Below are 20,644 nucleotides of genomic sequence, written 5' to 3' on the forward strand. Positions count from 1 at the left end.
GCGGTCGGCCGTCGTGACTCTTTGGTCAGCGGCGGCATTATACATAGGTCGCTATGCTTACGCCGAGCCTTCATACAAAAGGTGTGTCGTCCATTGGTCTAAAGGTCGCAGGCAGCGGGGTACGCCCAAAGTCGCATGAGGTGCTCAAGATTGGCGCTTTTCCCTTTGCTTTCAAGCTTGTAGGCCACTAAATGTGCTGTTTTCGACGCAAATGTGCAGGCCCTGAGGTTTCAGTCCTCATTTATCTGGAGTAGGCTCGAACGCAGCCAGATGTTCAATCCATAGATGGAGTTCAGCATGGGATACAAGAAGATTCAGGTTCCGGCAGTCGGCGACAAAATCACCGTCAATGCAGACCATTCTCTCAATGTTCCTGACAACCCGATCATCCCCTTCATTGAGGGTGACGGTATTGGCGTCGACATCAGCCCGGTGATGATCAAGGTTGTCGATGCAGCTGTTAACAAGGCTTATGGCGGCAAGCGCAAGATCTCCTGGATGGAGGTTTATGCCGGCGAAAAGGCCACTCAGGTTTACGACCAGGACACCTGGCTGCCCCAGGAAACCCTGGATGCGGTCAAGGACTACGTGGTTTCCATCAAGGGCCCGCTGACCACCCCGGTCGGTGGCGGCATCCGTTCGCTGAACGTGGCCCTGCGTCAACAGCTCGACCTTTATGTGTGCCTGCGCCCGGTGCGCTGGTTCGAAGGCGTGCCAAGCCCGGTCAAGAAGCCAGGCGATGTGGACATGACCATCTTCCGTGAGAACTCCGAGGATATTTACGCCGGTATCGAGTGGAAGGCTGGCTCCCCGGAAGCGATCAAGGTCATCAAGTTCCTGAAAGAAGAGATGGGCGTCACCAAGATCCGTTTCGACCAGAATTGCGGGATCGGCATCAAGCCGGTGTCCCTGGAAGGCACCAAGCGCCTGGCGCGCAAGGCTCTGCAATATGTAGTGGATAACGACCGCGACTCGCTGACCATCGTGCACAAAGGCAACATCATGAAGTTCACCGAAGGTGCCTTCAAGGAATGGGCCTACGAAGTGGCGGCCGAAGAATTCGGCGCGACCCTGCTCGATGGCGGGCCGTGGATGCAATTCAAGAACCCGCGCACCGGCAAGAATGTCGTGGTCAAGGATGCAATTGCCGACGCCATGCTCCAGCAGATCCTGCTGCGCCCGGCGGAATATGACGTGATCGCTACGCTTAACCTTAACGGTGACTACCTGTCCGACGCCCTGGCGGCGGAAGTGGGCGGCATCGGTATTGCGCCGGGTGCCAACCTGTCCGACACCGTGGCCATGTTCGAAGCCACCCACGGTACCGCGCCGAAGTATGCCGGCAAGGACCAGGTCAACCCGGGTTCGCTGATCCTGTCGGCGGAAATGATGCTGCGTCACATGGGCTGGACTGAAGCGGCCGACCTGATCATCAAGGGCACCAACGGTGCGATTTCGGCCAAGACTGTGACTTATGATTTCCATCGCTTGATGGACGGCGCCAAGTTGCTGTCTTCGTCCGCCTTCGGGGATGCGCTGATTTCGCATATGTAGACTTATAGGCAGGCATAAAAAAACCGGCCTTGATGGCCGGTTTTTTTTAGAACGTTTGCTCAGCGGCTGATCAGGCCGACTGTTTTTCTGATTTTTGAGCGACGTCTTCTTTGGCGGTGCCCAGGCTGACGGGCGCGCCGATATTCACTGCATGCAAGCCTTTGGGTCCCTGAATGATTTCGAAGGAAACCGGTTGCCCTGCCTTCAGAGTCTTGTAGCCATCCATTTGGATTGCCGAGTAATGCGCAAAAAGGTCGTCTTCCTTGCCGTCTTCATTAATGAAGCCGTAACCCTTGGCATTGTTGAACCATTTGACCTTACCGCTTGCCATGCCCATATCCCTCTGCACCAGACTCCATCACTGGAGTATCATCCAGTTTATCCGTCCTAACCCGAATAAATAAGGTTGACTGCGCGGACCTTTTTTACCCACTGTGGGTTCTATTGGTTGTAACACTGATTTGCCGATAGTCAAGGCGACCAGTCGGTCAGAGTTGAAAATCTGACAGGCCGCCCCCACCACTGTATTTGAACCACTGACGAACCTTTCTTTCCATGCATGCAATCAGCCAGATTCGACTAACATTCAATCAGGATCGCCCGACTCTCCATAAAGATCATCCGGATGGTCATGAAGACGACGATGGTTCTGCAGGCATTGCTGTTCAGGAGGCCAAGCCTGCTTTACAGGCGCCGCCGATGTACAAGGTGGTTTTGTTCAACGATGACTACACACCGATGGATTTCGTCGTCGAAGTGCTCGAGGTGTTTTTTAACCTGAACCGCGAGTTGGCGACCAAGGTAATGCTGGCCGTTCACACAGAAGGACGGGCAGTATGTGGAGTGTTTACCCGCGACATCGCCGAGACAAAGGCCATGCAGGTCAACCAGTACGCCAGGGAAAGCCAGCATCCGCTACTCTGTGAAATCGAGAAGGACGGTTAACTCCGACCACTTGGGTATGAGGTGAAGCTATGTTAAACCGCGAGCTCGAAGTCACCCTCAATCTTGCCTTCAAGGAGGCCCGTTCGAAGCGTCATGAATTCATGACCGTCGAACACCTGCTGCTGGCACTTTTGGATAACGAAGCTGCCGCCACCGTACTGCGTGCGTGTGGTGCCAATCTCGACAAACTCAAGCATGACCTGCAGGAGTTTATCGACTCCACCACGCCGTTGATCCCCGTTCATGACGAGGACCGCGAGACCCAACCTACCCTGGGCTTCCAGCGGGTACTGCAGCGTGCCGTTTTCCACGTACAGAGCTCCGGCAAGCGCGAAGTCACAGGGGCCAATGTGCTCGTGGCGATCTTCAGCGAGCAGGAAAGCCAGGCCGTATTCCTGCTCAAGCAGCAAAGCGTTGCCCGTATTGATGTCGTCAACTACATCGCCCATGGCATTTCCAAAGTGCCAGGGCATGGCGATCACTCAGAAGGTGAGCAGGATATGCAGGATGACGAGGGCGGTGAGTCTTCTTCTTCGAGCAACCCGCTGGATGCCTATGCCAGCAACCTCAACGAACTGGCGCGCCAGGGGCGGATCGATCCGCTGGTAGGGCGCGAGCTGGAAGTTGAACGCGTGGCGCAGATCCTGGCGCGTCGTCGCAAAAACAACCCGCTGTTGGTCGGTGAAGCAGGCGTGGGTAAAACCGCGATTGCCGAAGGCCTGGCCAAACGCATTGTTGATAACCAGGTGCCAGACCTGCTGGCCAACAGCGTCGTCTACTCCCTTGACCTGGGCGCGTTACTCGCCGGGACCAAGTACCGTGGCGACTTCGAGAAGCGCTTCAAGGCGCTGCTCGGCGAGCTGAAAAAACGCCCGCAGGCGATCCTGTTCATTGACGAAATCCACACCATCATTGGTGCCGGTGCTGCTTCCGGTGGCGTGATGGATGCGTCGAACCTGCTCAAGCCGCTGCTGTCTTCGGGTGATATCCGTTGCATCGGTTCGACCACGTTCCAGGAATTCCGCGGGATCTTCGAAAAAGACCGTGCCCTGGCGCGCCGCTTCCAGAAAGTGGACGTGTCCGAGCCTTCGGTTGAAGACACCATCGGCATCCTGCGCGGGCTCAAGGGGCGTTTCGAAGCGCACCATGGCATCGAGTACACCGATGAGGCGCTGCGTGCAGCCGCCGAGCTGGCGTCGCGCTACATCAATGACCGGCACATGCCGGACAAGGCCATCGACGTGATCGACGAGGCGGGTGCCTATCAGCGCCTGCAGCCGGTCGAGAAGCGTGTGAAGCGCATCGACGTGCCTCAGGTCGAGGACATCGTGGCGAAGATCGCGCGTATTCCGCCAAAACACGTCAACACGTCCGACCGGGAACTGCTGCGCAACCTGGAGCGTGACCTCAAGCTGACCGTGTTTGGTCAGGATGCGGCCATCGACTCGCTGTCCACGGCGATCAAGCTGTCCCGTGCGGGCCTCAAGTCGCCGGACAAGCCGGTCGGTTCGTTCCTGTTTGCCGGGCCTACCGGTGTCGGCAAGACCGAAGCGGCGCGGCAACTGGCCAAGGCCATGGGTATCGAGCTGGTGCGTTTCGACATGTCCGAATACATGGAGCGTCACACTGTGTCGCGCCTGATCGGTGCGCCTCCGGGCTATGTCGGGTTCGACCAGGGCGGCCTGTTGACCGAGGCGATCACCAAGCAGCCACATTGCGTACTGCTGCTCGATGAAATCGAGAAGGCGCACCCGGAAGTCTTCAACCTGCTGTTGCAGGTGATGGACCACGGCACCCTGACCGACAACAACGGGCGCAAGGCGGACTTCCGCAACGTGATCGTGATCATGACCACCAACGCCGGTGCCGAAACGGCCGCGCGGGCTTCCATTGGCTTCACTCATCAGGATCACTCTTCCGACGCCATGGAAGTGATCAAGAAGAGCTTCACGCCGGAATTCCGCAACCGTCTGGACACCATTATCCAGTTTGGTCGCCTCAGCCATGAGGTCATCAAAAGCGTGGTGGACAAGTTCCTCACCGAGCTTCAGGCGCAGTTGGAAGACAAGCGTGTGCAGCTGGAAGTTACGGACGCGGCGCGCAACTGGCTGGCAGAAGGTGGCTACGATGCGGCAATGGGCGCTCGGCCAATGGCTCGCCTGATCCAGGACAAGATCAAGCGCCCACTGGCGGAAGAGATCCTGTTCGGCGAACTGGCAGACCATGGTGGCGTGGTGCATATCGACCTGAAGGACGGCGAGCTGACCTTCGACTTCGAGACCACGGCTGAAATGGCCTGATAGCTGAAGCAACAAAACAAAAAGGCGCCGAGAGGCGCCTTTTTGTTGTCTTGGAACTGATGGAGATCAAATGTGGGAGCGGGCTTGCTCGCGAATGCGGTGTGCCAGTCGACACAATCAATGACTGACACCCCGCATTCGCCAGCAAACCCGCTCCCACAAGGGATTTCTGGTCTCAGGTAAATAGCGCACACACAAAAACGCCCGGCATAACCGGGCGTCTTGTATTGACTTGATTAACGGGCGCGGTAAGTGATGCGCCCTTTGCTCAGGTCATAGGGCGTCAGTTCGACGCGCACTTTGTCACCGGTAAGAATACGGATGTAATTCTTGCGCATCTTGCCGGAGATATGCGCGGTTACGACGTGCCCATTTTCCAACTCCACACGAAACATGGTGTTGGGCAGGGTGTCGACGACAGTGCCTTCCATTTCGAAGCTGTCTTCTTTCGACATGCAGTAAAGCCCTCGGTATCCAGTGAATGGCCCGGTGCAACTGCGCCAGGCAAAAGCGGCGTGCATTGTGCCCGAAAAAGGGTGTTTAAGCCAAGAGGTTCTAGTTCAACGTGACCCATCTTTGGTTAATTAACAGCTCAATGGGCCGATATTGGGTCTTGTAGTTCATCTTTTTGCAGTTTTTTATCCAGTATCCGAGGTACACCGCCTCCAGTTCCATGCGCAAAGCTTCGCCGATTTGCCACAGGATCGCAAAGCGTCCCAGGCTGCGCCGCTCCTCGGCGGGCTCATAAAAGGTGTAGACCGCCGACAGGCCATTGGGCAGCAGGTCGGTGACGGCTACCGCCACCAGGCGTCCCTCAAGGCGAAACTCGTAGAAGCGTGAGAAGGGCAGGTCGCGCACCAGGAAGGTGGAAAACTGGTCGCGGCTGGGCGGGAACATGTCGCCGTCGGCGTGGCGCTGCTCGATGTAGCGTTGGTAAAGATCGAAATATTCCTCACTGAAGCCCGGTTTGGCGGCGGTGACGGTCAAGTCGGCATTACGCTTGAGGATGCGTTTCTGGTTACGGTCCGCCAGGAACTGCGCCACCGGGATGCGCGCCGGTACGCAGGCGTTGCAGTTCTGGCAGTGGGGCCGGTAAAGGTGGTCGCCGCTGCGCCGGAAGCCCATTTCCGACAAATCGGCATACACATGCACGTCCATCGGCTGGCTGGGGTCGAGGAACAGCGTGGTGGCCTGCTCATCGGGCAGATAGCTGCAAGAGTGGGGTTGAGTGGCATAAAACTTCAAACGCGCCAGCTCGGTCATGATCAACCCTCGGATAAGCTTTGAAATAAGTGTAAGCCAGGTGCGGGGAAGTCGCCTAGGAAACCCATGGCGCAGAGCTGGTTTGGTCCAAATGGTCGCGCAGGTAGTTGGCAAAGTCGCTGCGGGGAATGGCGCGGGCGCCGAGGCTGTGCAGGTGGTCGGTGGGCATCTGGCAGTCGATCAGCACAAAGCCCCATGCCTGCAATTGCCTGACCAGGGTGGCGAAGCCGAATTTGGAGGCGTTGTCGGCGCGACTGAACATCGATTCGCCGAAAAACAACTGGCCCATCGCCAGGCCGTACAAGCCGCCGACCAGCTCGCCTTCGTCCCAGACTTCCACCGAGTGCGCATAGCCGCGCTGGTGCAGCTGCAGGTAGGCACTCTGCATGGCTTCGGTGATCCAGGTGCCGTCGGCATAACTGCGCGGCGCCGCGCAGGCCTGGATGACGGCGGCGAAATCCTGGTCAAAGGTCACCGTATAACGCTGCTGGCGCAACAGTTTGCCGAGGCTGCGGGAAACATGCAGCTCGTCGGGGAACAGCACGGTGCGCGGGTCGGGTGACCACCAGAGGATTGGCTGGCCCTCCGAGAACCAGGGAAAGCAGCCATGGCGATAGGCCTGGATCAAGCGGTCGGCCGACAGGTCGCCACCGGCGGCGAGCAGGCCATTGGGTTCGCGCATGGCCTTGGCCAGCGGTGGAAACGTCAGGGTGTTGCGTTGTAACCAGGTCAGCATGGCATCCAGGCTTACGGAAGGGGAGGGCGGTAACGGCGATGTTGCCCGTTGCAAGAGCTGTGATTATTGTCGACGAAACGCTCTGGGGCTACCCCGAACATGGGATCGGTGCAGATAAGCATGAACGGGTGTTTCTGCAACTCTATGCCGGGGCCGTGGTCGTAATCGCGTACGTCGGTCGGCAAGCTAGCCTGGATTGGCAAAAACAGCTCATAAGCCTTTGTCAGTAAAGACAATGCATGCTCAAATTGAGCGTTATGAAACCGAAGATTGGCTATGCTGTGCAACGTAGGGCCTAGTGCGTGGCATAGCGCACACAAACCCGTACAATGCGGCCATTCAGGCGTTATCGCCGTTTCATGAATCAGTTGCAGAGTGTTAAAAGTAGCTTCACTGGCACTCGTTCATTTTTTACCTGCTCGGATTGAGCAGTATTTTGCAGTCATTCAATAGATGGACGCGCTAAAGGCGCAGGAAAAGACCCGTTTTGAAGAAATCCGCCGCTACACCTAAAGCCGCAGTCGTGCCCGCCTGGCGCCAGCACCTGCACTATCGACTCAAGGAAGGTGCACTGATCGCCATCGGCGCACTGTGCCTGTTCCTGATGATGGCCTTGCTCACCTATGGCAAGGACGATCCAGGCTGGAGCCACAATAGCAAGATCGAAGACGTGCAGAACTTCGGTGGCCCGGCCGGCTCCTACAGCGCCGATATCCTGTTCATGGTGCTGGGTTACTTCGCCTATATCTTCCCGTTGCTGCTGGCCATCAAGACCTGGCAGATCTTCCGTCAGCGTCATGAGCCGTGGCAGTGGAGCGGCTGGCTGTTCTCCTGGCGCCTGATCGGCCTGGTGTTCCTTGTACTGTCGGGCGCCGCCCTCGCACACATTCATTTCCACGCACCTACCGGCTTGCCGGCCGGTGCTGGCGGCGCATTGGGCGAAAGCCTAGGCGACCTGGCCCGCAGGAGCCTGAACATCCAGGGCAGCACCCTGATGTTTATCGCGCTGTTCCTGTTTGGCCTCACCGTGTTTACCGACCTGTCCTGGTTCAAGGTCATGGACGTGACCGGCAAGATCACCCTCGACCTGCTCGAACTGTTCCAGGGCGCCGCCAATCGCTGGTGGTCGGCCCGGGTTGATCGCAAGCGCATGGTTGCGCAGTTGCGTGAGGTCGATACCCGCGTCAATGAGGTGGTGGCCCCGAGCACGCCGGACCGGCGTGAACAAGCCAAGGTCAAGGAACGCCTGATCGAACGCGAACAGGCCCTGACCAAGCACATGTCCGACCGCGAGAAGCAGGTGCCGCCGGTGATCGCGCCTGCGCCACCCAAGGCACCCGAGCCAAGCCACCGCGTGCAGAAAGAGAAACAGGCGCCGTTGTTTGTCGACAGCGCCGTGGAAGGCACCTTGCCGCCGATCTCGATTCTCGACCCGGCGGAAAAGAAACAGCTCAACTACTCCCCTGAATCCCTGGCGGCCGTCGGCCACCTGCTGGAAATCAAGCTCAAGGAATTCGGCGTCGAAGTCTCGGTGGACTCGATCCACCCGGGCCCGGTGATTACCCGCTACGAAATCCAGCCGGCTGCCGGCGTGAAGGTCAGCCGCATTTCCAACCTGGCCAAGGATCTGGCGCGTTCGCTGGCCGTGACCAGCGTGCGGGTGGTGGAAGTGATTCCGGGCAAGACCACCGTCGGTATCGAGATTCCCAACGAAGACCGGCAGATCGTGCGCTTCTCCGAAGTGCTGTCGACCCCGGAATACGACAACTTCAAATCGCCGGTCACCTTGGCACTGGGCCACGACATCGGCGGCAAGCCGGTGATCACCGACCTGGCGAAAATGCCCCACTTGCTGGTCGCCGGTACCACCGGTTCCGGTAAGTCGGTGGGTGTGAACGCGATGATCCTGTCGATCCTGTTCAAGTCTGGCCCGGAAGACGCCAAGCTGATCATGATCGACCCGAAAATGCTCGAGCTGTCGATCTACGAAGGCATTCCGCACCTGCTGTGCCCGGTGGTGACCGACATGAAGGACGCGGCCAACGCCCTGCGCTGGAGCGTCGCCGAGATGGAGCGCCGCTACAAGCTGATGGCGAAGATGGGCGTACGTAACCTGTCGGGCTTCAACGCCAAGGTCAAGGAAGCCCAGGACGCCGGCACACCGCTGACCGACCCGCTGTACAAGCGCGAAAGCATTCACGACGAAGCGCCGCTGCTCACCAAGCTGCCGACCATCGTGGTGGTGGTCGACGAATTCGCCGACATGATGATGATCGTCGGCAAGAAGGTCGAAGAGCTGATCGCCCGTATCGCCCAGAAGGCCCGTGCCGCCGGTATCCACTTGATCCTCGCTACCCAGCGCCCGTCGGTGGACGTGATCACCGGCCTGATCAAGGCCAACATCCCGACCCGCATGGCGTTCCAGGTATCGAGCAAGATCGACTCCCGGACCATTATCGACCAGGGCGGCGCCGAGCAACTGCTGGGCCACGGTGACATGCTCTATATGCCGCCGGGCACCAGCCTGCCGATCCGCGTTCACGGCGCCTTCGTCTCCGATGATGAAGTGCACCGTGTGGTGGAAGCCTGGAAACTGCGCGGCGCCCCGGAATACAACGACGACATCCTCGCAGGCGTCGAAGAAGCCGGCAGCGGCTTCGACGGTGGCAGCAGCGGTGGCGACGATGATGCCGAGACCGATGCGCTCTATGACGAAGCCGTGCAGTTTGTCCTTGAAAGCCGCCGCGCCTCAATCTCTGCGGTACAGCGCAAGCTGAAGATTGGCTACAACCGTGCTGCGCGCATGATCGAAGCCATGGAAATGGCCGGCGTAGTCACCTCGATGAACACCAACGGCTCGCGCGAAGTCATCGCGCCAGCGCAGATGCGTGACTGATTACGTGCCGCGTGGCAACACGCGGCACGCCTTGTAAACGAATCTAAGAGGACTCCCATGCGTCTTATCCGCATGCTGTTGTTGCCGGCATTGGCCCTGACTGCTGTTTCGGCTCACGCTGACCCGGCTTCCGTTGCGAGCCTGACCAACCTGCTGGACAAATCCAAGACCCTGAGCGCGCGCTTCTCCCAGTTGACCCTGGACGGTGGCGGCACTCAATTGCAGGAAACCGCCGGCGAAATGGCCGTGCAACGTCCAGGGTTGTTCTACTGGAAAACCGACGCGCCAAACGAGCAGACCATCGTTTCCGACGGCCAGAAAGTCACCCTGTGGGACCCGGACCTGGAACAGGCGACCATCAAGAAGCTCGATCCGCGCCTGAGCCAGACCCCGGCGTTGCTGTTGTCGGGCGATGTGTCGCAGATCAGCCAGAGTTTTGATATCACCTCCAAGCAGGCCAGCAACGTCATCGACTTCACGCTGAAGCCGAAATCCAAGGACACGCTGTTCGACAGCCTGCGCCTGTCGTTCCGCAACGGCGTGATCAACGACATGCAGTTGGTGGACAGCGTCGGCCAACGCACCAATATCCTGTTCACCGGGGTCAAGGCCAACGAGCCGGTGGCCGCGTCCAAGTTCAAGTTCGACATCCCGAAGGGTGCCGACGTGATCCAGGAATAAACTGCCTAGAGGTTTCAAACGCTGCCCATGGACCTGTTTCGAAGTGACCCGATTGCTCAGCCTCTGGCGGCGCGCCTGCGTTCGACCAACCTGGACGAGTACGTCGGGCAAGAACACCTGCTCGCTCGCGGCAAGCCATTGCGCGAAGCCCTGGAGCAGGGTGCGCTGCACTCGATGATTTTCTGGGGGCCGCCGGGCGTGGGTAAAACCACCCTGGCGCGGCTCCTGGCGAAAGTCTCGGATGCCCACTTCGAAACGGTTTCGGCGGTGCTGGCCGGGGTCAAGGAAATCCGCCAGGCGGTGGAAGTCGCCAAGCAGCAGGCCGGGCAATACGGCAAGCGCACCATCCTGTTTGTCGACGAAGTGCATCGCTTCAACAAGTCGCAGCAGGATGCGTTCTTGCCGTATGTCGAAGACGGCACGCTGATCTTTATTGGCGCTACCACCGAAAACCCGTCCTTTGAACTGAACAACGCCTTGCTGTCCCGGGCGCGTGTCTATGTGCTCAAAAGTCTTGATGAAGCAGCGATGCAAAAGCTGTTGCAGCGCGCGCTGAGCGAAGACAAGGGCTTGGGCAAGCGGCAACTGAGTGTCAGCGAGGAAGGCTTCAAGATTCTGCTGACCGCGGCTGACGGTGACGGTCGACGTTTTCTCAATCTGCTGGAGAACGCCTCCGACCTCGCCGAGGACGGCAGCGAGATCGGCGTCGATTTGCTGCAAAGCCTTTTGGGCGACACCCGCCGGCGTTTCGACAAGGGCGGTGAAGCGTTCTACGACCAGATTTCCGCGTTGCACAAGTCGGTGCGCGGCTCTAATCCCGACGGCGCGCTGTATTGGTTTGCGCGGATGATCGACGGCGGTTGCGACCCGCTGTACCTGGCCCGGCGCGTGGTGCGCATGGCCAGTGAAGACATCGGCAATGCCGACCCGCGCGCGCTGAGCCTGTGCCTGGCCGCCTGGGAAGTGCAGGAACGCCTGGGCAGCCCGGAAGGCGAGTTGGCGGTGGCCCAGGCCATTACTTATCTGGCCTGCGCACCGAAGAGCAACGCGGTGTACATGGGCTTCAAGTCCGCCCTGCGTGCTGCCGCCGAGCATGGCTCCCTGGAAGTGCCGCTGCACCTGCGCAATGCGCCGACCAAGCTGATGAAGCAGCTTGGCTACGGCGATGAATACCGTTACGCCCATGATGAGCCGGACGCTTATGCGGCTGGCGAAGATTACTTCCCGGATGACCTTGAGCCGCAGCCTTTCTACCAGCCGGTGCCGCGTGGCCTGGAACTGAAGATTGGCGAAAAGCTCAATCACCTCGCCCAACTTGACCGGCTCAGTCCGAAACAGCGGAGAAAGTAGTGCTCAGAACGATTCTTGCCGTGTCCGTGGCCGGCATCGCTGGTACATTATTGCGTTTCGCCACCAGCACCTGGGTCAGCGCCAACTGGCCGAAGCATTTTTATGCGGCGACCCTGGCGGTCAACCTGGTGGGCTGTTTGATCATCGGCTTGTTGTACGGGTGGTTTCTGCTTCGCCCGGAAGTGCCGATTGAGATTCGTGCCGGCTTGATTGTCGGCTTTGTAGGCGGTCTGACGACCTTTTCATCCTTTTCACTGGACACGCTGCGACTGCTGGAAAGCGGGCAGGCACCGGTCGCCTTCGGGTACCTGGCCATCAGCGTGTTCGGCGGGCTGCTCGCCACCTGGGCTGGCCTGTCCTTGACCAAACTTTGATAAACGAGAGACCGACATGCTCGATTCCAAACTGTTACGTAGCAACCTTCAGGACGTAGCGGACCGCCTGGCATCCCGTGGCTTTGCCTTGGATGTTGCGCGCATCGAAGCGCTGGAAGAACAGCGTAAGACCGTCCAGACCCGCACGGAAGCACTGCAGGCTGAGCGTAATGCGCGTTCCAAATCCATCGGTCAGGCCAAGCAGCGCGGCGAAGACATCGCGCCATTGATGGCGGACGTCGAGCGTATGGCTGGCGAGTTGGCTTCCGGCAAAGTCGAGCTGGACGCGATCCAGACCGAGCTGGACTCGATCCTGCTGGGCATCCCGAACCTGCCGCACGAATCCGTGCCGATTGGCGAAGACGAAGACGGCAACGTCGAAGTCCGTCGCTGGGGCACGCCAAAAGCCTTCGATTTCGAGATCAAGGACCACGTCGCCCTGGGCGAATTGACCGGTGGCCTGGACTTCGAGACAGCGGCCAAAATGTCCGGCGCGCGCTTTGCCTTGCTGCGCGGCCCGATCGCGCGCATGCACCGTGCCCTGGCGCAGTTCATGATCAACCTGCACACCGGCGAACACGGCTACGAAGAGGCTTACACCCCGTACCTGGTTCAGGCGCCGGCGTTGATGGGTACCAGCCAACTGCCGAAGTTCGAGGAAGACCTGTTCAAGATCAGCCGCGATGGCGAAGCCGATCTGTACCTGATCCCGACCGCCGAAGTGTCGCTGACCAACATCGTGGCCGGGGAAATCCTCGACGCCAAGCAACTGCCGCTCAAGTTTGTCGCCCACTCGCCGTGCTTCCGCAGTGAAGCCGGTGCATCGGGTCGCGATACGCGCGGCATGATCCGCCAGCACCAGTTCGACAAGGTCGAGATGGTGCAGGTTGTCGAGCCTTCGACGTCCATGGAAGCGCTGGAAGGCCTGACCGCCAACGCCGAACGCGTCCTGCAACTGCTGGAGTTGCCGTACCGCGTTCTGGCGCTGTGCACCGGCGACATGGGTTTCAGTGCCGTGAAGACTTACGACCTGGAAGTGTGGGTGCCGAGCCAGGACAAATACCGCGAGATTTCGTCGTGCTCCAACTGCGGTGATTTCCAGGCCCGTCGCATGCAGGCGCGTTTCCGTAACCCGGAAACCGGCAAGCCTGAGCTGGTCCACACCCTCAACGGTTCGGGCCTGGCGGTAGGCCGTACCTTGGTGGCCGTGCTGGAAAACTACCAGCAGGCTGACGGTTCGATCCGCGTACCTGACGTGCTCAAGCCTTACATGGCGGGCGTTGAGGTCATCGGCTAAATGGAATTTCTGCCGCTGTTTCATAACCTGCGCGGCAGTCGTGTGTTGGTCGTCGGTGGCGGGGAGATTGCCTTGCGCAAATCCCGGCTGCTGGCCGACGCCGGCGCGTTGTTGCGGGTGGTTGCTCCCCAGATTGAAGACCAGTTGCGTGAACTGGTGCAGGGCAGTGGCGGTGAACTGATTTTGCGCGGATATCAGGAGGCCGACCTCGACGGTTGCACCCTGATCATCGCCGCGACCGACGACGAGCCGTTGAACGCGCAAGTGTCCAGCGATGCCCGGCGCCGTTGCGTACCGGTCAATGTGGTGGATGCGCCAGCCTTGTGCAGCGTGATCTTCCCGGCGATTGTCGACCGTTCGCCTTTGGTGATCGCAGTGTCCAGCGGCGGCGATGCGCCGGTGCTGGCACGCTTGATTCGCGCCAAGCTTGAAACCTGGATTCCTTCGACTTACGGCCAATTGGCCGGGTTGGCGGCGCGGTTTCGCAGCCAGGTCAAAGGCTTGTTCCCGGATGTGCAGCAACGTCGCGCGTTCTGGGAAGAGGTCTTTCAAGGCCCGATTGCTGATCGGCAACTGGCCGGGCAGGGCGATGAAGCCGAGCGTTTGCTGGTGGAGAAAATCAACGGCGCGCCGCCTCACGCACCGGGCGAAGTCTACCTGGTGGGCGCAGGCCCGGGTGATCCGGACCTGCTGACCTTCCGCGCCTTACGCTTGATGCAACAGGCCGATGTAGTGCTGTACGACCGCCTGGTGGCGCCTGCGATTCTTGAGTTATGCCGTCGCGATGCCGAGCGGGTGTATGTCGGCAAGCGTCGCGCCGACCATGCCGTGCCGCAAGACCAGATCAACCAGCAACTGGTGGACCTGGCCAAGCAAGGCAAACGCGTGCTGCGGCTCAAGGGTGGCGATCCGTTCATCTTCGGGCGTGGTGGTGAAGAGATTGAAGAGCTGGCGGCCCATGGCATCCCGTTCCAGGTGGTGCCTGGGATTACGGCAGCCAGTGGTTGCGCGGCGTATGCCGGTATTCCACTGACCCACCGCGACTATGCGCAATCGGTTCGCTTCATTACCGGGCACTTGAAGGACGGGACTTCGGACCTGCCATGGAGTGACTTGGTGGGGCCGTCGCAAACCCTGGTGTTCTACATGGGTTTGATCGGGTTGCCGATCATCTGCGAACAACTGATCAAGCATGGTCGCTCGCCGGATACGCCGGCAGCGTTGATCCAACAGGGCACCACCTCCAACCAGCGTGTGTTTACCGGCACCCTGGCTGATTTGCCACGCATGGTGGCGGAGCATGAAGTTCATGCACCGACACTGGTGATTGTGGGAGAAGTGGTGCAGTTGCGTGAGAAGCTGAAGTGGTTTGAAGGCGCTCAGTCGCAAGTCTGACAAGCGCGACACATTCCAACTGTAGGAGCGAGCTTGCTCGCGAAAAACTCAAGGGTACCGCGTTCATTCAGAATGAGTGCGTTATCGTTGACTACCTTCGCGAGCAAGCTCGCTCCTACAGGGCTTGGATCAACTCCAGACGCCTTTCCCGCTCAACCGCTCGCGGTCATGCTCCACATCAAACTTCTGCTGTGGCCCCTTCGGCACAATCCCCGTCGGATTAATCGTGCGGTGACTGGCGTAGTAATGCCCCTTGATGTGGGCAAAATCCACCGTCTCGGCAATCCCCGGCCACTGATACAGCTCCCTTAGCCAGTTCGACAAGTTCGGATAATCCGCAATCCGCCGCAGGTTGCATTTGAAGTGGCTGTAGTACACCGCATCAAACCGAATCGCCGTGGTGAAAAGCCTTACATCGGCTTCGGTCAGGTATTCCCCGGCCAGGTAACGATGCTCACCCAAGTGCTGCTCAAGGTGATCCAACTCGGCGAACACATCATCAAATGCCGCTTCATACGCCTTTTGCGACGTGGCAAAGCCTGCGCGATATACGCCATTGTTCACGGCGGGATAGATCCGGTCGTTCAGTGCATCGATGGTCGAGCGCTGGGCCTCGGGATAGAAATCCAGTTGATTGCCGGTCAGTTCATTAAACGCACTGTTGAACATGCGAATAATCTCCGCCGATTCATTGCTGACAATCCGCTTGAGCTTCTTGTCCCACAACACCGGCACCGTGACACGCCCGGTGTAGTTGGCGGTGTCGGCGGTGTAGCGTTGGTGCATGTAGGTGAAGTCGTCGAGCTTGTCGCCGCTGGAGCCGTGGGCCTTGTCGAAGGTCCAGCCGTTCTCGAGCATTAACCAACTGACCACGGACACGTCTATCAAGCTTTCAAGGCCTTTGAGCTTGCGCAGGATCAAGGTGCGGTGTGCCCAAGGGCAGGCGAGGGAGACGTACAAATGGTAGCGACCGGCTTCAGCCGCGAAACCGCCTTCGCCGGTTGGGCCGGGTTCGCCATCGGCGGTCACCCAGTTACGGCGTTGCGCCTGCTCCCGTTGGAAGGCGCCGTCTGCGCTACTTTCGTACCACTGGTCATGCCAGCGTCCTTCGATCAGCAAACCCATGACTGACTCCTTGGCTAATAAGCGTAGGAGTGCAGTCTAAGGGTCTGAGTTCGAACAAAAAGCGCAAAGGCTGGGGGTTAATGATCGACTAAATCGATTTGTCCCGGGCGTCCCAGTACTGCTGGGCCAGTTCGAACGCGTGGTCCCGCGGGTGGCCGAGGCCGCGCAAGGCCAGGGCCATGGTGGCGATCAGTGCCAGTTGCGGGTAGCTGTCCTGCACGTCGCCGCGCCATAACGCCTTGAGGTGCTCGGGTTCCAGGGCCGCTGGTTTGACGTGGCGCTGGGCGGAGAGGGCAGGCCACTCTTCATCCCAGCTTTCGCCGCCGGTGGTGCCGTACAAGTGGCTGATGGTGTCCGGGTTGATCTCGATCTCGCCGCCGTCGCCCTTGACCACGATGGTGTTGTCGCCGAGCAAGCCGCTGGCATCGCGGTGCACGCCCTGATAGCCCGGGTGGAAGATGCTTTGCAGGCCGCAGCGAGCGCTCAACGGGTTGAGGATGCGTGCCAGGGAGTGGATCGGCGAACGTAGGCCCAACGTGTTGCGCAGGTCGATCATGCGCTGCAGTTGCGGCGCCCAATCTCCCAGCGGAATAAACGCCAGGTTGCCTTGTTCAAGAGCGGCCTCGACCTGTTGCCAATTACGGCACAACGGAATCTGCAAGCCTTCCAGCAATTGCTCGGTGTAGAGTCGGCCTGCCGTATGTGCGCCGCCGCCGTGCATCAAGATGCGCACGCCGTTCTGTGCCAGGCACTTGGCCGCCAGCAGGTACCAGGGCAGGTGGCGTTTTTTACCGGCGTAGGTAGGCCAGTCGACATCCACCTTGAGTGACGGTGCATTCAGGCGCTCGCGCACGGCTTCAGTGAAGCCTGCGAGTTCTTCCGGGCTTTCTTCCTTGTGCCGCAACAGCATCAGGAAGGCGCCGAGTTGGGTGTCTTCGACCTTCTCGTCCAGCAGCATGCCCATGGCTTCCCGGGCTTCCTCACGGGTGAGGTTGCGGGCGCCGCGCTTGCCTTTGCCAAGGATGCGCACGAACTGTGCGAAAGGATGCTCAGCAGGGGTTTCAGTGATCAACGGGGCAAAATCAGTCATAAGCAATTCGTCGGCCTGGGCAGGCCCGCCAGCTTGGCGGCGAGTTTGGCGGGAGTGCCTTTGAACAGTCGGTTGAGGTGCAGGCTGTTGCCCTTTTCCGGGCCCAGCTTCAAGGCGGTGTACTTGATCAGCGGGCGAGTGGCGGGCGACAGCTGGAATTCGCTGTAGAAGCCCCGCAGCAGTTCGAGGATTTCCCAGTGTTCCGGAGTCAGCGCCAGGTCTTCTGCGGCGGCGAGGGCGTTGGCCACGTCGCTGGACCAGTCGTTCAGGTCGACGAGGTAGCCGTCCTTGTCCAGTTCGAGAGTGCGTTCGCCTGCGGTCAGGGTGTTCATAGCCAGGTGTTGACCTTGTCGTAATCGATCGACAGCTGGACGAAGGCCGGGTAATCGACACTGGCGGCCCAGGCAGGCACCGAAAGATTGCGCGCCTGGCCGTCTTCGGCCAGCACAAACACCTTCAAACCCTTGGCTTGCAGGGCCTGGAAGGGCGCGCTGGCGGTTTGCAGGGCGTAGGCGCCGTCGCCGCACAGCAGGATCGCATCTTGTGCGCCACAGAGGCGCAGGCAGCTGTCCAGCCGGCTATCGGTAAACGGGGAGTGGGATACCACATGCAAAGTCGACATCAGAGGGTAATCACCTGGTCGTAACGGTCAATCATCTGTGAGATCTGTTCGCTGCTCAGCGGCTGCGCGTTGCCGGATGCGGTCAGGCCACGCTCGGTGAGGCTATGGCTGCAGGCAAACACATCCTCAACCCCAAACAACTCCAAAGCCTGGAGGTTGGCGCTGAGGTCTTTCTGTTGCACAGCCTTGGCGTCCTGGCGTGCGGCCAGTTGAAACACGCCGTCGTCCAGAAACAACAGGCCAATCGGCAAATCAAACGCGCCGCCAGCCAGTACGATATCCAGCGCTTCACGGGCACTGGGGCCGGACCACGGCGCCTGTCGGCTGATCACCAGCAAGGATTTCGACATGTCACGGCCCTCCGAAGCAGATCAAACGGTCAGCGGCCTGGGCGGCGTCATGCAGTTGCCCAAGCCCGGACAGCGCCCAAGGCGCCTCCAGATTCACCGCGCTGCGCTGATAGCGGGTGGCCTCTTCGGCATTCAGCACCCCACGGCGCAGGGCCGCGGCGATGCACACCACGCCATCAAGCTGATGCTCGCTGACAAACTCGCGCCACTGACGGGCGATATCCTGCTCATCCTGCGGCGCAACAATGTTGGTGGACGCGCTGTAGACGCCATCCTGATAAAAAAACAGCCGCACAATTTCATGCCCGCCGGCCAGCGCCGCTTGAGCGAACAGCAAGGCACGGCGCGAGGAGGGCGCATGGGCGGCGGAAAAAAGCGCAATCGCGAACTTCATGGAACACTCTGAAGGCAAAACCTGTGGCAATGATAAAGCCGCAGGCAACAAAAAGCCCGCCGAAGCGGGCTTTTTACATGCGGCTGCGATCAGTCGTCGCGGCTCATGATGCCGAAGATCTGCAACAGGCTGATAAACAGGTTGTAGATCGATACATACAGGCTGATGGTGGCCATGATGTAGTTACGCTCGCCACCCTGGATGATCGCGCTGGTCTGGAACAGGATGCACGCCGAGGAGAACAGCACGAAACCGGCGCTGATCGCCAGTTGCAGGCCGCTGATCTGGAAGAACATGCCTGCCAGTACGGCAGCCAGCAACACGAAGAAACCGGCGGTGATGAAACCACCCAGGAAGCTCATGTCCTTGCGTGAGATCAGCACGTAAGCCGACAGACCGCCAAATACCAGGGCCGTCATGGCAAATGCCGAGCTGACCACTTCCGCGCCGCCGGCCATGCCGAGGTAACGGTTAAGGATCGGGCCGAGGATAAAGCCCATGAAACCGGTCAAGGCAAACGCCGACACCAGGCCCCAGGCCGAGTCGCGCAGCTTGTTGGTCAGGAAGAACAGACCATAGAAGCCGATCAGCACGACGAAGATATTCGGGTAGCCGACGCGCATTTGCTGGGCTACGAAGGCCATCACGCCGCTGAAAGCGAGGGTGAGAGCAAGCAAGCCGTACGTATTGCGCAGGACGCGGCTAACTTCTAGCTGCTCAGCCTGCGCGTTTCCATTCACTGCGTAATTTTGTTCGCGCATGGCGACACTCCTTCAGTTTTGAAACATTCAGTCGCAAGGATCATAACAGACGCTCTGTAACAAGCGATGGCGAGAGTTTGACAGTGTGTTTCATTCGGGTATTATGGCGCCCGCTGAGACAGGATGGGCTACGCTAATCCTGTGTTGCACAAGGGAAATTGGCAGAGTGGTTGAATGCACCGGTCTTGAAAACCGGCGAACGTTAATAGCGTTCCCAGGGTTCGAATCCCTGGTTTCCCGCCAAGATTTACTCAAGAGCCCCGCTATTGCGGGGCTTTTGCGTTTCTGGGGTTCAGGAATACTGGCAGTGAAACATCTAATCGTTTCCGCATCATTTCAGGCAGTTTCCGCAGCTCTGCAAAAAGTGGGGGTCAACGGGTAGGTTTCACGATCTCACCCCTGCGCCGATAAACCCTCTCGGGTATCAGTTCACTCTGGATAAGTCAGGCGCCCAAGCCGGGCGCGCTGACTGGCGTGATTCGTTACTGATAAAAGGCGTAATTACAGGTGGAAGTCGCCCGCAGCCTCCGGCTGGTAAAGCACTTTCTTGATCTCAATCCGTCGGGTCCGATCAGCAATTCGCCAGTCGATGGCGTCTCCCTCCTGATAGCCAAGGATGGCGGCGCCTATGTCGGAATTCACGGAATGCTTTCCTGCGTTGCTGTCCGCGTCTTCAGGGTAGACCAAGGCCACTTCGAACTCTTCGTCGTCCAGTTGCAGCAACGCCCTGGAGTTCATCGTGATGACATTGCACGCCACCTGCTGCGGCTTGACGACAATGGCTCGCTCCAGCTCATGTTCGAGTTCAACAACCGCCGGGCCTTGCTCGAACGCGATGAGTTCCTCGAGCCTGGCCTTGTCGATTTCAGTGATGTAGATCCTGGTGGAGTCGCCACCGGCGCCTTCGCGCAAGAACTGGAGATAGCGCGCCGCCGTCATGGAAAATGACTTCAATGTCGGCGTTTCGCTCTCAAGCATAAAGCCGCTGCGCAGAAAGGCTTTCAGCGAGCGCGAGTTGTCCGGGTGAATCTTGGCGATGAGCTTCTCGGCCCGCATGTCGAGGAAGGCCAGTTTCATGCCTTCGCGGATCGTGCTGGCGCCAAGGTTTCGACCCCATTTGTCGCTGTCTCCGATGACCAGGACTATCTCGCAATTTGAGCCTGTCTTGATGAGACGGACAAAGCCCACCGGGGCGTCATGCCGGTCATAGGCCATAAAGAATCTGCCGCCCCGGTTGAATAGGTGAGTCAGGATCGGCAGCTGAGTCCGATCAATGACTTGCTCAATGGAGCGGGAGACATGACGCGAATCGCTCAGATAGCAGGTGATGCGTTCATCCTCTAACCAATCCATCAACGTCAGCGCGTGCGCCCGAGTAATTTCAGGGCACAGCGAAATGAAAGGCTTGTTCATCTTAACCACACTTATTTGTAAAGGATTGAAGCCCTTCATGGATAAGTCATGGCGGTTCTTCGGCAACCGGATATTTTAAGACATACCGCGAGTAATGG

The 20,644-nt window shown here is 59.2% G+C and carries 21 protein-coding genes and 1 tRNA gene; 10 read left to right on the forward strand and 12 right to left on the reverse strand.

The genetic code is table 11. The annotated features are described in order from the left end of the window. Positions 1–297: 297 nt before the first annotated feature. The gene (gene icd / locus AU074_RS23750; RefSeq protein WP_003219599.1) at positions 298–1,554 is read left to right on the forward strand and encodes an NADP-dependent isocitrate dehydrogenase; all 1,257 of its coding nucleotides are present in this window, start codon (positions 298–300) and stop codon (positions 1,552–1,554) included. A gap of 70 nt (positions 1,555–1,624) precedes the next feature. Here icd and cspD read toward each other — a convergent pair whose 3' ends face one another. After that, positions 1,625–1,891, reverse strand: a complete 267-nt coding sequence (cspD, locus tag AU074_RS23755) for a cold shock domain-containing protein CspD (protein WP_076016779.1) — start codon at positions 1,889–1,891, stop codon at positions 1,625–1,627. A gap of 218 nt (positions 1,892–2,109) precedes the next feature. Here cspD and clpS point away from each other — a divergent pair, with 218 nt between their 5' ends. Continuing rightward, positions 2,110–2,499, forward strand: coding sequence for an ATP-dependent Clp protease adapter ClpS (gene clpS / locus AU074_RS23760; RefSeq protein ID WP_076016780.1), 390 nt, complete (start codon positions 2,110–2,112; stop codon positions 2,497–2,499). Positions 2,500–2,528: 29 nt separating this feature from the next. Further along, entirely contained in the window at positions 2,529–4,799 is a 2,271-nt protein-coding gene (gene clpA / locus AU074_RS23765) for an ATP-dependent Clp protease ATP-binding subunit ClpA (RefSeq protein ID WP_010172706.1), read from the forward strand. A 236-nt stretch (positions 4,800–5,035) separates the two neighbouring features. Here clpA and infA read toward each other — a convergent pair whose 3' ends face one another. The 3 genes from infA to aat form a co-directional block, all read right to left on the reverse strand. Then, positions 5,036–5,254, reverse strand: a complete 219-nt coding sequence (gene infA, locus AU074_RS23770; protein ID WP_002553999.1) for a translation initiation factor IF-1 — start codon at positions 5,252–5,254, stop codon at positions 5,036–5,038. Positions 5,255–5,354: 100 nt separating this feature from the next. Continuing rightward, entirely contained in the window at positions 5,355–6,062 is a 708-nt protein-coding gene (locus AU074_RS23775; RefSeq protein ID WP_076016781.1) for an arginyltransferase, read from the reverse strand. Positions 6,063–6,117: 55 nt separating this feature from the next. Next, positions 6,118–6,798, reverse strand: coding sequence for a leucyl/phenylalanyl-tRNA--protein transferase (gene aat, locus AU074_RS23780; protein WP_076016782.1), 681 nt, complete (start codon positions 6,796–6,798; stop codon positions 6,118–6,120). Between the two features lie 487 nt (positions 6,799–7,285). Here aat and AU074_RS23790 point away from each other — a divergent pair, with 487 nt between their 5' ends. Genes AU074_RS23790 through cysG form a run of 6 tightly spaced genes read left to right on the forward strand, consistent with a single transcriptional unit; the run spans position 7,286 to position 14,791 of the window. Further along, complete coding sequence (locus AU074_RS23790; protein ID WP_076016784.1) at positions 7,286–9,694, forward strand: DNA translocase FtsK; 2,409 nt, start codon at positions 7,286–7,288, stop codon at positions 9,692–9,694. Between the two features lie 57 nt (positions 9,695–9,751). Next, complete coding sequence (gene lolA / locus AU074_RS23795) at positions 9,752–10,375, forward strand: outer membrane lipoprotein chaperone LolA (protein ID WP_026078226.1); 624 nt, start codon at positions 9,752–9,754, stop codon at positions 10,373–10,375. Positions 10,376–10,402: 27 nt separating this feature from the next. After that, positions 10,403–11,725, forward strand: coding sequence for a replication-associated recombination protein A (locus tag AU074_RS23800; RefSeq protein ID WP_010172481.1), 1,323 nt, complete (start codon positions 10,403–10,405; stop codon positions 11,723–11,725). Beyond that, entirely contained in the window at positions 11,725–12,099 is a 375-nt protein-coding gene (gene crcB, locus AU074_RS23805; protein ID WP_008431560.1) for a fluoride efflux transporter CrcB, read from the forward strand. The genes AU074_RS23800 and crcB overlap by 1 nt, the downstream gene beginning before the upstream one ends. A gap of 16 nt (positions 12,100–12,115) precedes the next feature. After that, positions 12,116–13,396, forward strand: coding sequence for a serine--tRNA ligase (gene serS / locus AU074_RS23810; protein WP_076016785.1), 1,281 nt, complete (start codon positions 12,116–12,118; stop codon positions 13,394–13,396). Then, positions 13,397–14,791: a siroheme synthase CysG gene (cysG, locus tag AU074_RS23815; RefSeq protein ID WP_076016786.1), complete on the forward strand. Its 1,395-nt coding sequence runs from the start codon at positions 13,397–13,399 to the stop codon at positions 14,789–14,791. It begins immediately after the preceding gene. 129 nt (positions 14,792–14,920) lie between these two features. Here the strand turns inward: cysG and AU074_RS23820 are convergent, their stop codons facing one another. From AU074_RS23820 to AU074_RS23850, 7 genes are all read right to left on the reverse strand, one after another. Continuing rightward, complete coding sequence (locus AU074_RS23820; protein ID WP_076016787.1) at positions 14,921–15,916, reverse strand: glutathione S-transferase family protein; 996 nt, start codon at positions 15,914–15,916, stop codon at positions 14,921–14,923. Positions 15,917–16,004: 88 nt separating this feature from the next. Next, positions 16,005–17,006, reverse strand: a complete 1,002-nt coding sequence (locus tag AU074_RS23825) for a glycosyl transferase family protein (RefSeq protein ID WP_076016788.1) — start codon at positions 17,004–17,006, stop codon at positions 16,005–16,007. Further along, positions 17,003–17,338 carry a TusE/DsrC/DsvC family sulfur relay protein gene (locus tag AU074_RS23830; protein WP_076016789.1) on the reverse strand — a complete coding sequence of 112 codons (336 nt, stop codon included), beginning with the start codon at positions 17,336–17,338 and terminating at the stop codon, positions 17,003–17,005. The genes AU074_RS23825 and AU074_RS23830 overlap by 4 nt, the downstream gene beginning before the upstream one ends. Beyond that, the gene (gene tusB / locus AU074_RS23835) at positions 17,335–17,628 is read right to left on the reverse strand and encodes a sulfurtransferase complex subunit TusB (RefSeq protein ID WP_076016790.1); all 294 of its coding nucleotides are present in this window, start codon (positions 17,626–17,628) and stop codon (positions 17,335–17,337) included. Before tusB ends, AU074_RS23830 begins: the two co-directional genes overlap by 4 nt. Beyond that, positions 17,628–17,978 carry a sulfurtransferase complex subunit TusC gene (gene tusC / locus AU074_RS23840; RefSeq protein ID WP_076016791.1) on the reverse strand — a complete coding sequence of 117 codons (351 nt, stop codon included), beginning with the start codon at positions 17,976–17,978 and terminating at the stop codon, positions 17,628–17,630. Before tusC ends, tusB begins: the two co-directional genes overlap by 1 nt. A 1-nt stretch (position 17,979) precedes the next feature. After that, positions 17,980–18,372, reverse strand: coding sequence for a sulfurtransferase complex subunit TusD (gene tusD / locus AU074_RS23845; RefSeq protein WP_017479530.1), 393 nt, complete (start codon positions 18,370–18,372; stop codon positions 17,980–17,982). A gap of 89 nt (positions 18,373–18,461) precedes the next feature. Continuing rightward, positions 18,462–19,133, reverse strand: a complete 672-nt coding sequence (locus tag AU074_RS23850; RefSeq protein ID WP_076016792.1) for a Bax inhibitor-1/YccA family protein — start codon at positions 19,131–19,133, stop codon at positions 18,462–18,464. Positions 19,134–19,285: 152 nt separating this feature from the next. Between AU074_RS23850 and AU074_RS23855 the strand changes: the two genes are divergently transcribed. Next, positions 19,286–19,376: transfer RNA gene (locus AU074_RS23855), tRNA-Ser, on the forward strand. Between the two features lie 258 nt (positions 19,377–19,634). Here AU074_RS23855 and AU074_RS23860 read toward each other — a convergent pair. Beyond that, entirely contained in the window at positions 19,635–20,546 is a 912-nt protein-coding gene (locus tag AU074_RS23860; RefSeq protein WP_076017134.1) for a bifunctional GNAT family N-acetyltransferase/nucleoside diphosphate kinase regulator, read from the reverse strand. Between the last annotated feature and the right edge of the window lie 98 nt (positions 20,547–20,644).

It is taken from the genome of Pseudomonas sp. ATCC PTA-122608 (assembly GCF_001952855.1).
Lineage (GTDB): Bacteria > Pseudomonadota > Gammaproteobacteria > Pseudomonadales > Pseudomonadaceae > Aquipseudomonas.

Excerpts from the sequence above, each read along its gene's own strand:
- clpS (WP_076016780.1), top strand. The coding sequence starts at position 2,110 with ATGCATGCAATCAGCCAGATTCGACTAACATTCAATCAGGATCGCCCG.
- AU074_RS23775 (WP_076016781.1), bottom strand. The coding sequence starts at position 6,062 with ATGACCGAGCTGGCGCGTTTGAAGTTTTATGCCACTCAACCCCACTCT.
- serS (WP_076016785.1), top strand. The coding sequence starts at position 12,116 with ATGCTCGATTCCAAACTGTTACGTAGCAACCTTCAGGACGTAGCGGAC.
- AU074_RS23850 (WP_076016792.1), bottom strand. The coding sequence starts at position 19,133 with ATGCGCGAACAAAATTACGCAGTGAATGGAAACGCGCAGGCTGAGCAG.
- AU074_RS23860 (WP_076017134.1), bottom strand. The coding sequence starts at position 20,546 with ATGAACAAGCCTTTCATTTCGCTGTGCCCTGAAATTACTCGGGCGCAC.
- AU074_RS23825 (WP_076016788.1), bottom strand. The coding sequence starts at position 17,006 with ATGACTGATTTTGCCCCGTTGATCACTGAAACCCCTGCTGAGCATCCT.
- infA (WP_002553999.1), bottom strand. The coding sequence starts at position 5,254 with ATGTCGAAAGAAGACAGCTTCGAAATGGAAGGCACTGTCGTCGACACC.
- cysG (WP_076016786.1), top strand. The coding sequence starts at position 13,397 with ATGGAATTTCTGCCGCTGTTTCATAACCTGCGCGGCAGTCGTGTGTTG.
- clpA (WP_010172706.1), top strand. The coding sequence starts at position 2,529 with ATGTTAAACCGCGAGCTCGAAGTCACCCTCAATCTTGCCTTCAAGGAG.
- aat (WP_076016782.1), bottom strand. The coding sequence starts at position 6,798 with ATGCTGACCTGGTTACAACGCAACACCCTGACGTTTCCACCGCTGGCC.
- tusC (WP_076016791.1), bottom strand. The coding sequence starts at position 17,978 with ATGTCGAAATCCTTGCTGGTGATCAGCCGACAGGCGCCGTGGTCCGGC.
- lolA (WP_026078226.1), top strand. The coding sequence starts at position 9,752 with ATGCGTCTTATCCGCATGCTGTTGTTGCCGGCATTGGCCCTGACTGCT.
- tusB (WP_076016790.1), bottom strand. The coding sequence starts at position 17,628 with ATGTCGACTTTGCATGTGGTATCCCACTCCCCGTTTACCGATAGCCGG.
- AU074_RS23830 (WP_076016789.1), bottom strand. The coding sequence starts at position 17,338 with ATGAACACCCTGACCGCAGGCGAACGCACTCTCGAACTGGACAAGGAC.
- icd (WP_003219599.1), top strand. The coding sequence starts at position 298 with ATGGGATACAAGAAGATTCAGGTTCCGGCAGTCGGCGACAAAATCACC.
- AU074_RS23800 (WP_010172481.1), top strand. The coding sequence starts at position 10,403 with ATGGACCTGTTTCGAAGTGACCCGATTGCTCAGCCTCTGGCGGCGCGC.
- tusD (WP_017479530.1), bottom strand. The coding sequence starts at position 18,372 with ATGAAGTTCGCGATTGCGCTTTTTTCCGCCGCCCATGCGCCCTCCTCG.
- AU074_RS23820 (WP_076016787.1), bottom strand. The coding sequence starts at position 15,916 with ATGGGTTTGCTGATCGAAGGACGCTGGCATGACCAGTGGTACGAAAGT.
- cspD (WP_076016779.1), bottom strand. The coding sequence starts at position 1,891 with ATGGGCATGGCAAGCGGTAAGGTCAAATGGTTCAACAATGCCAAGGGT.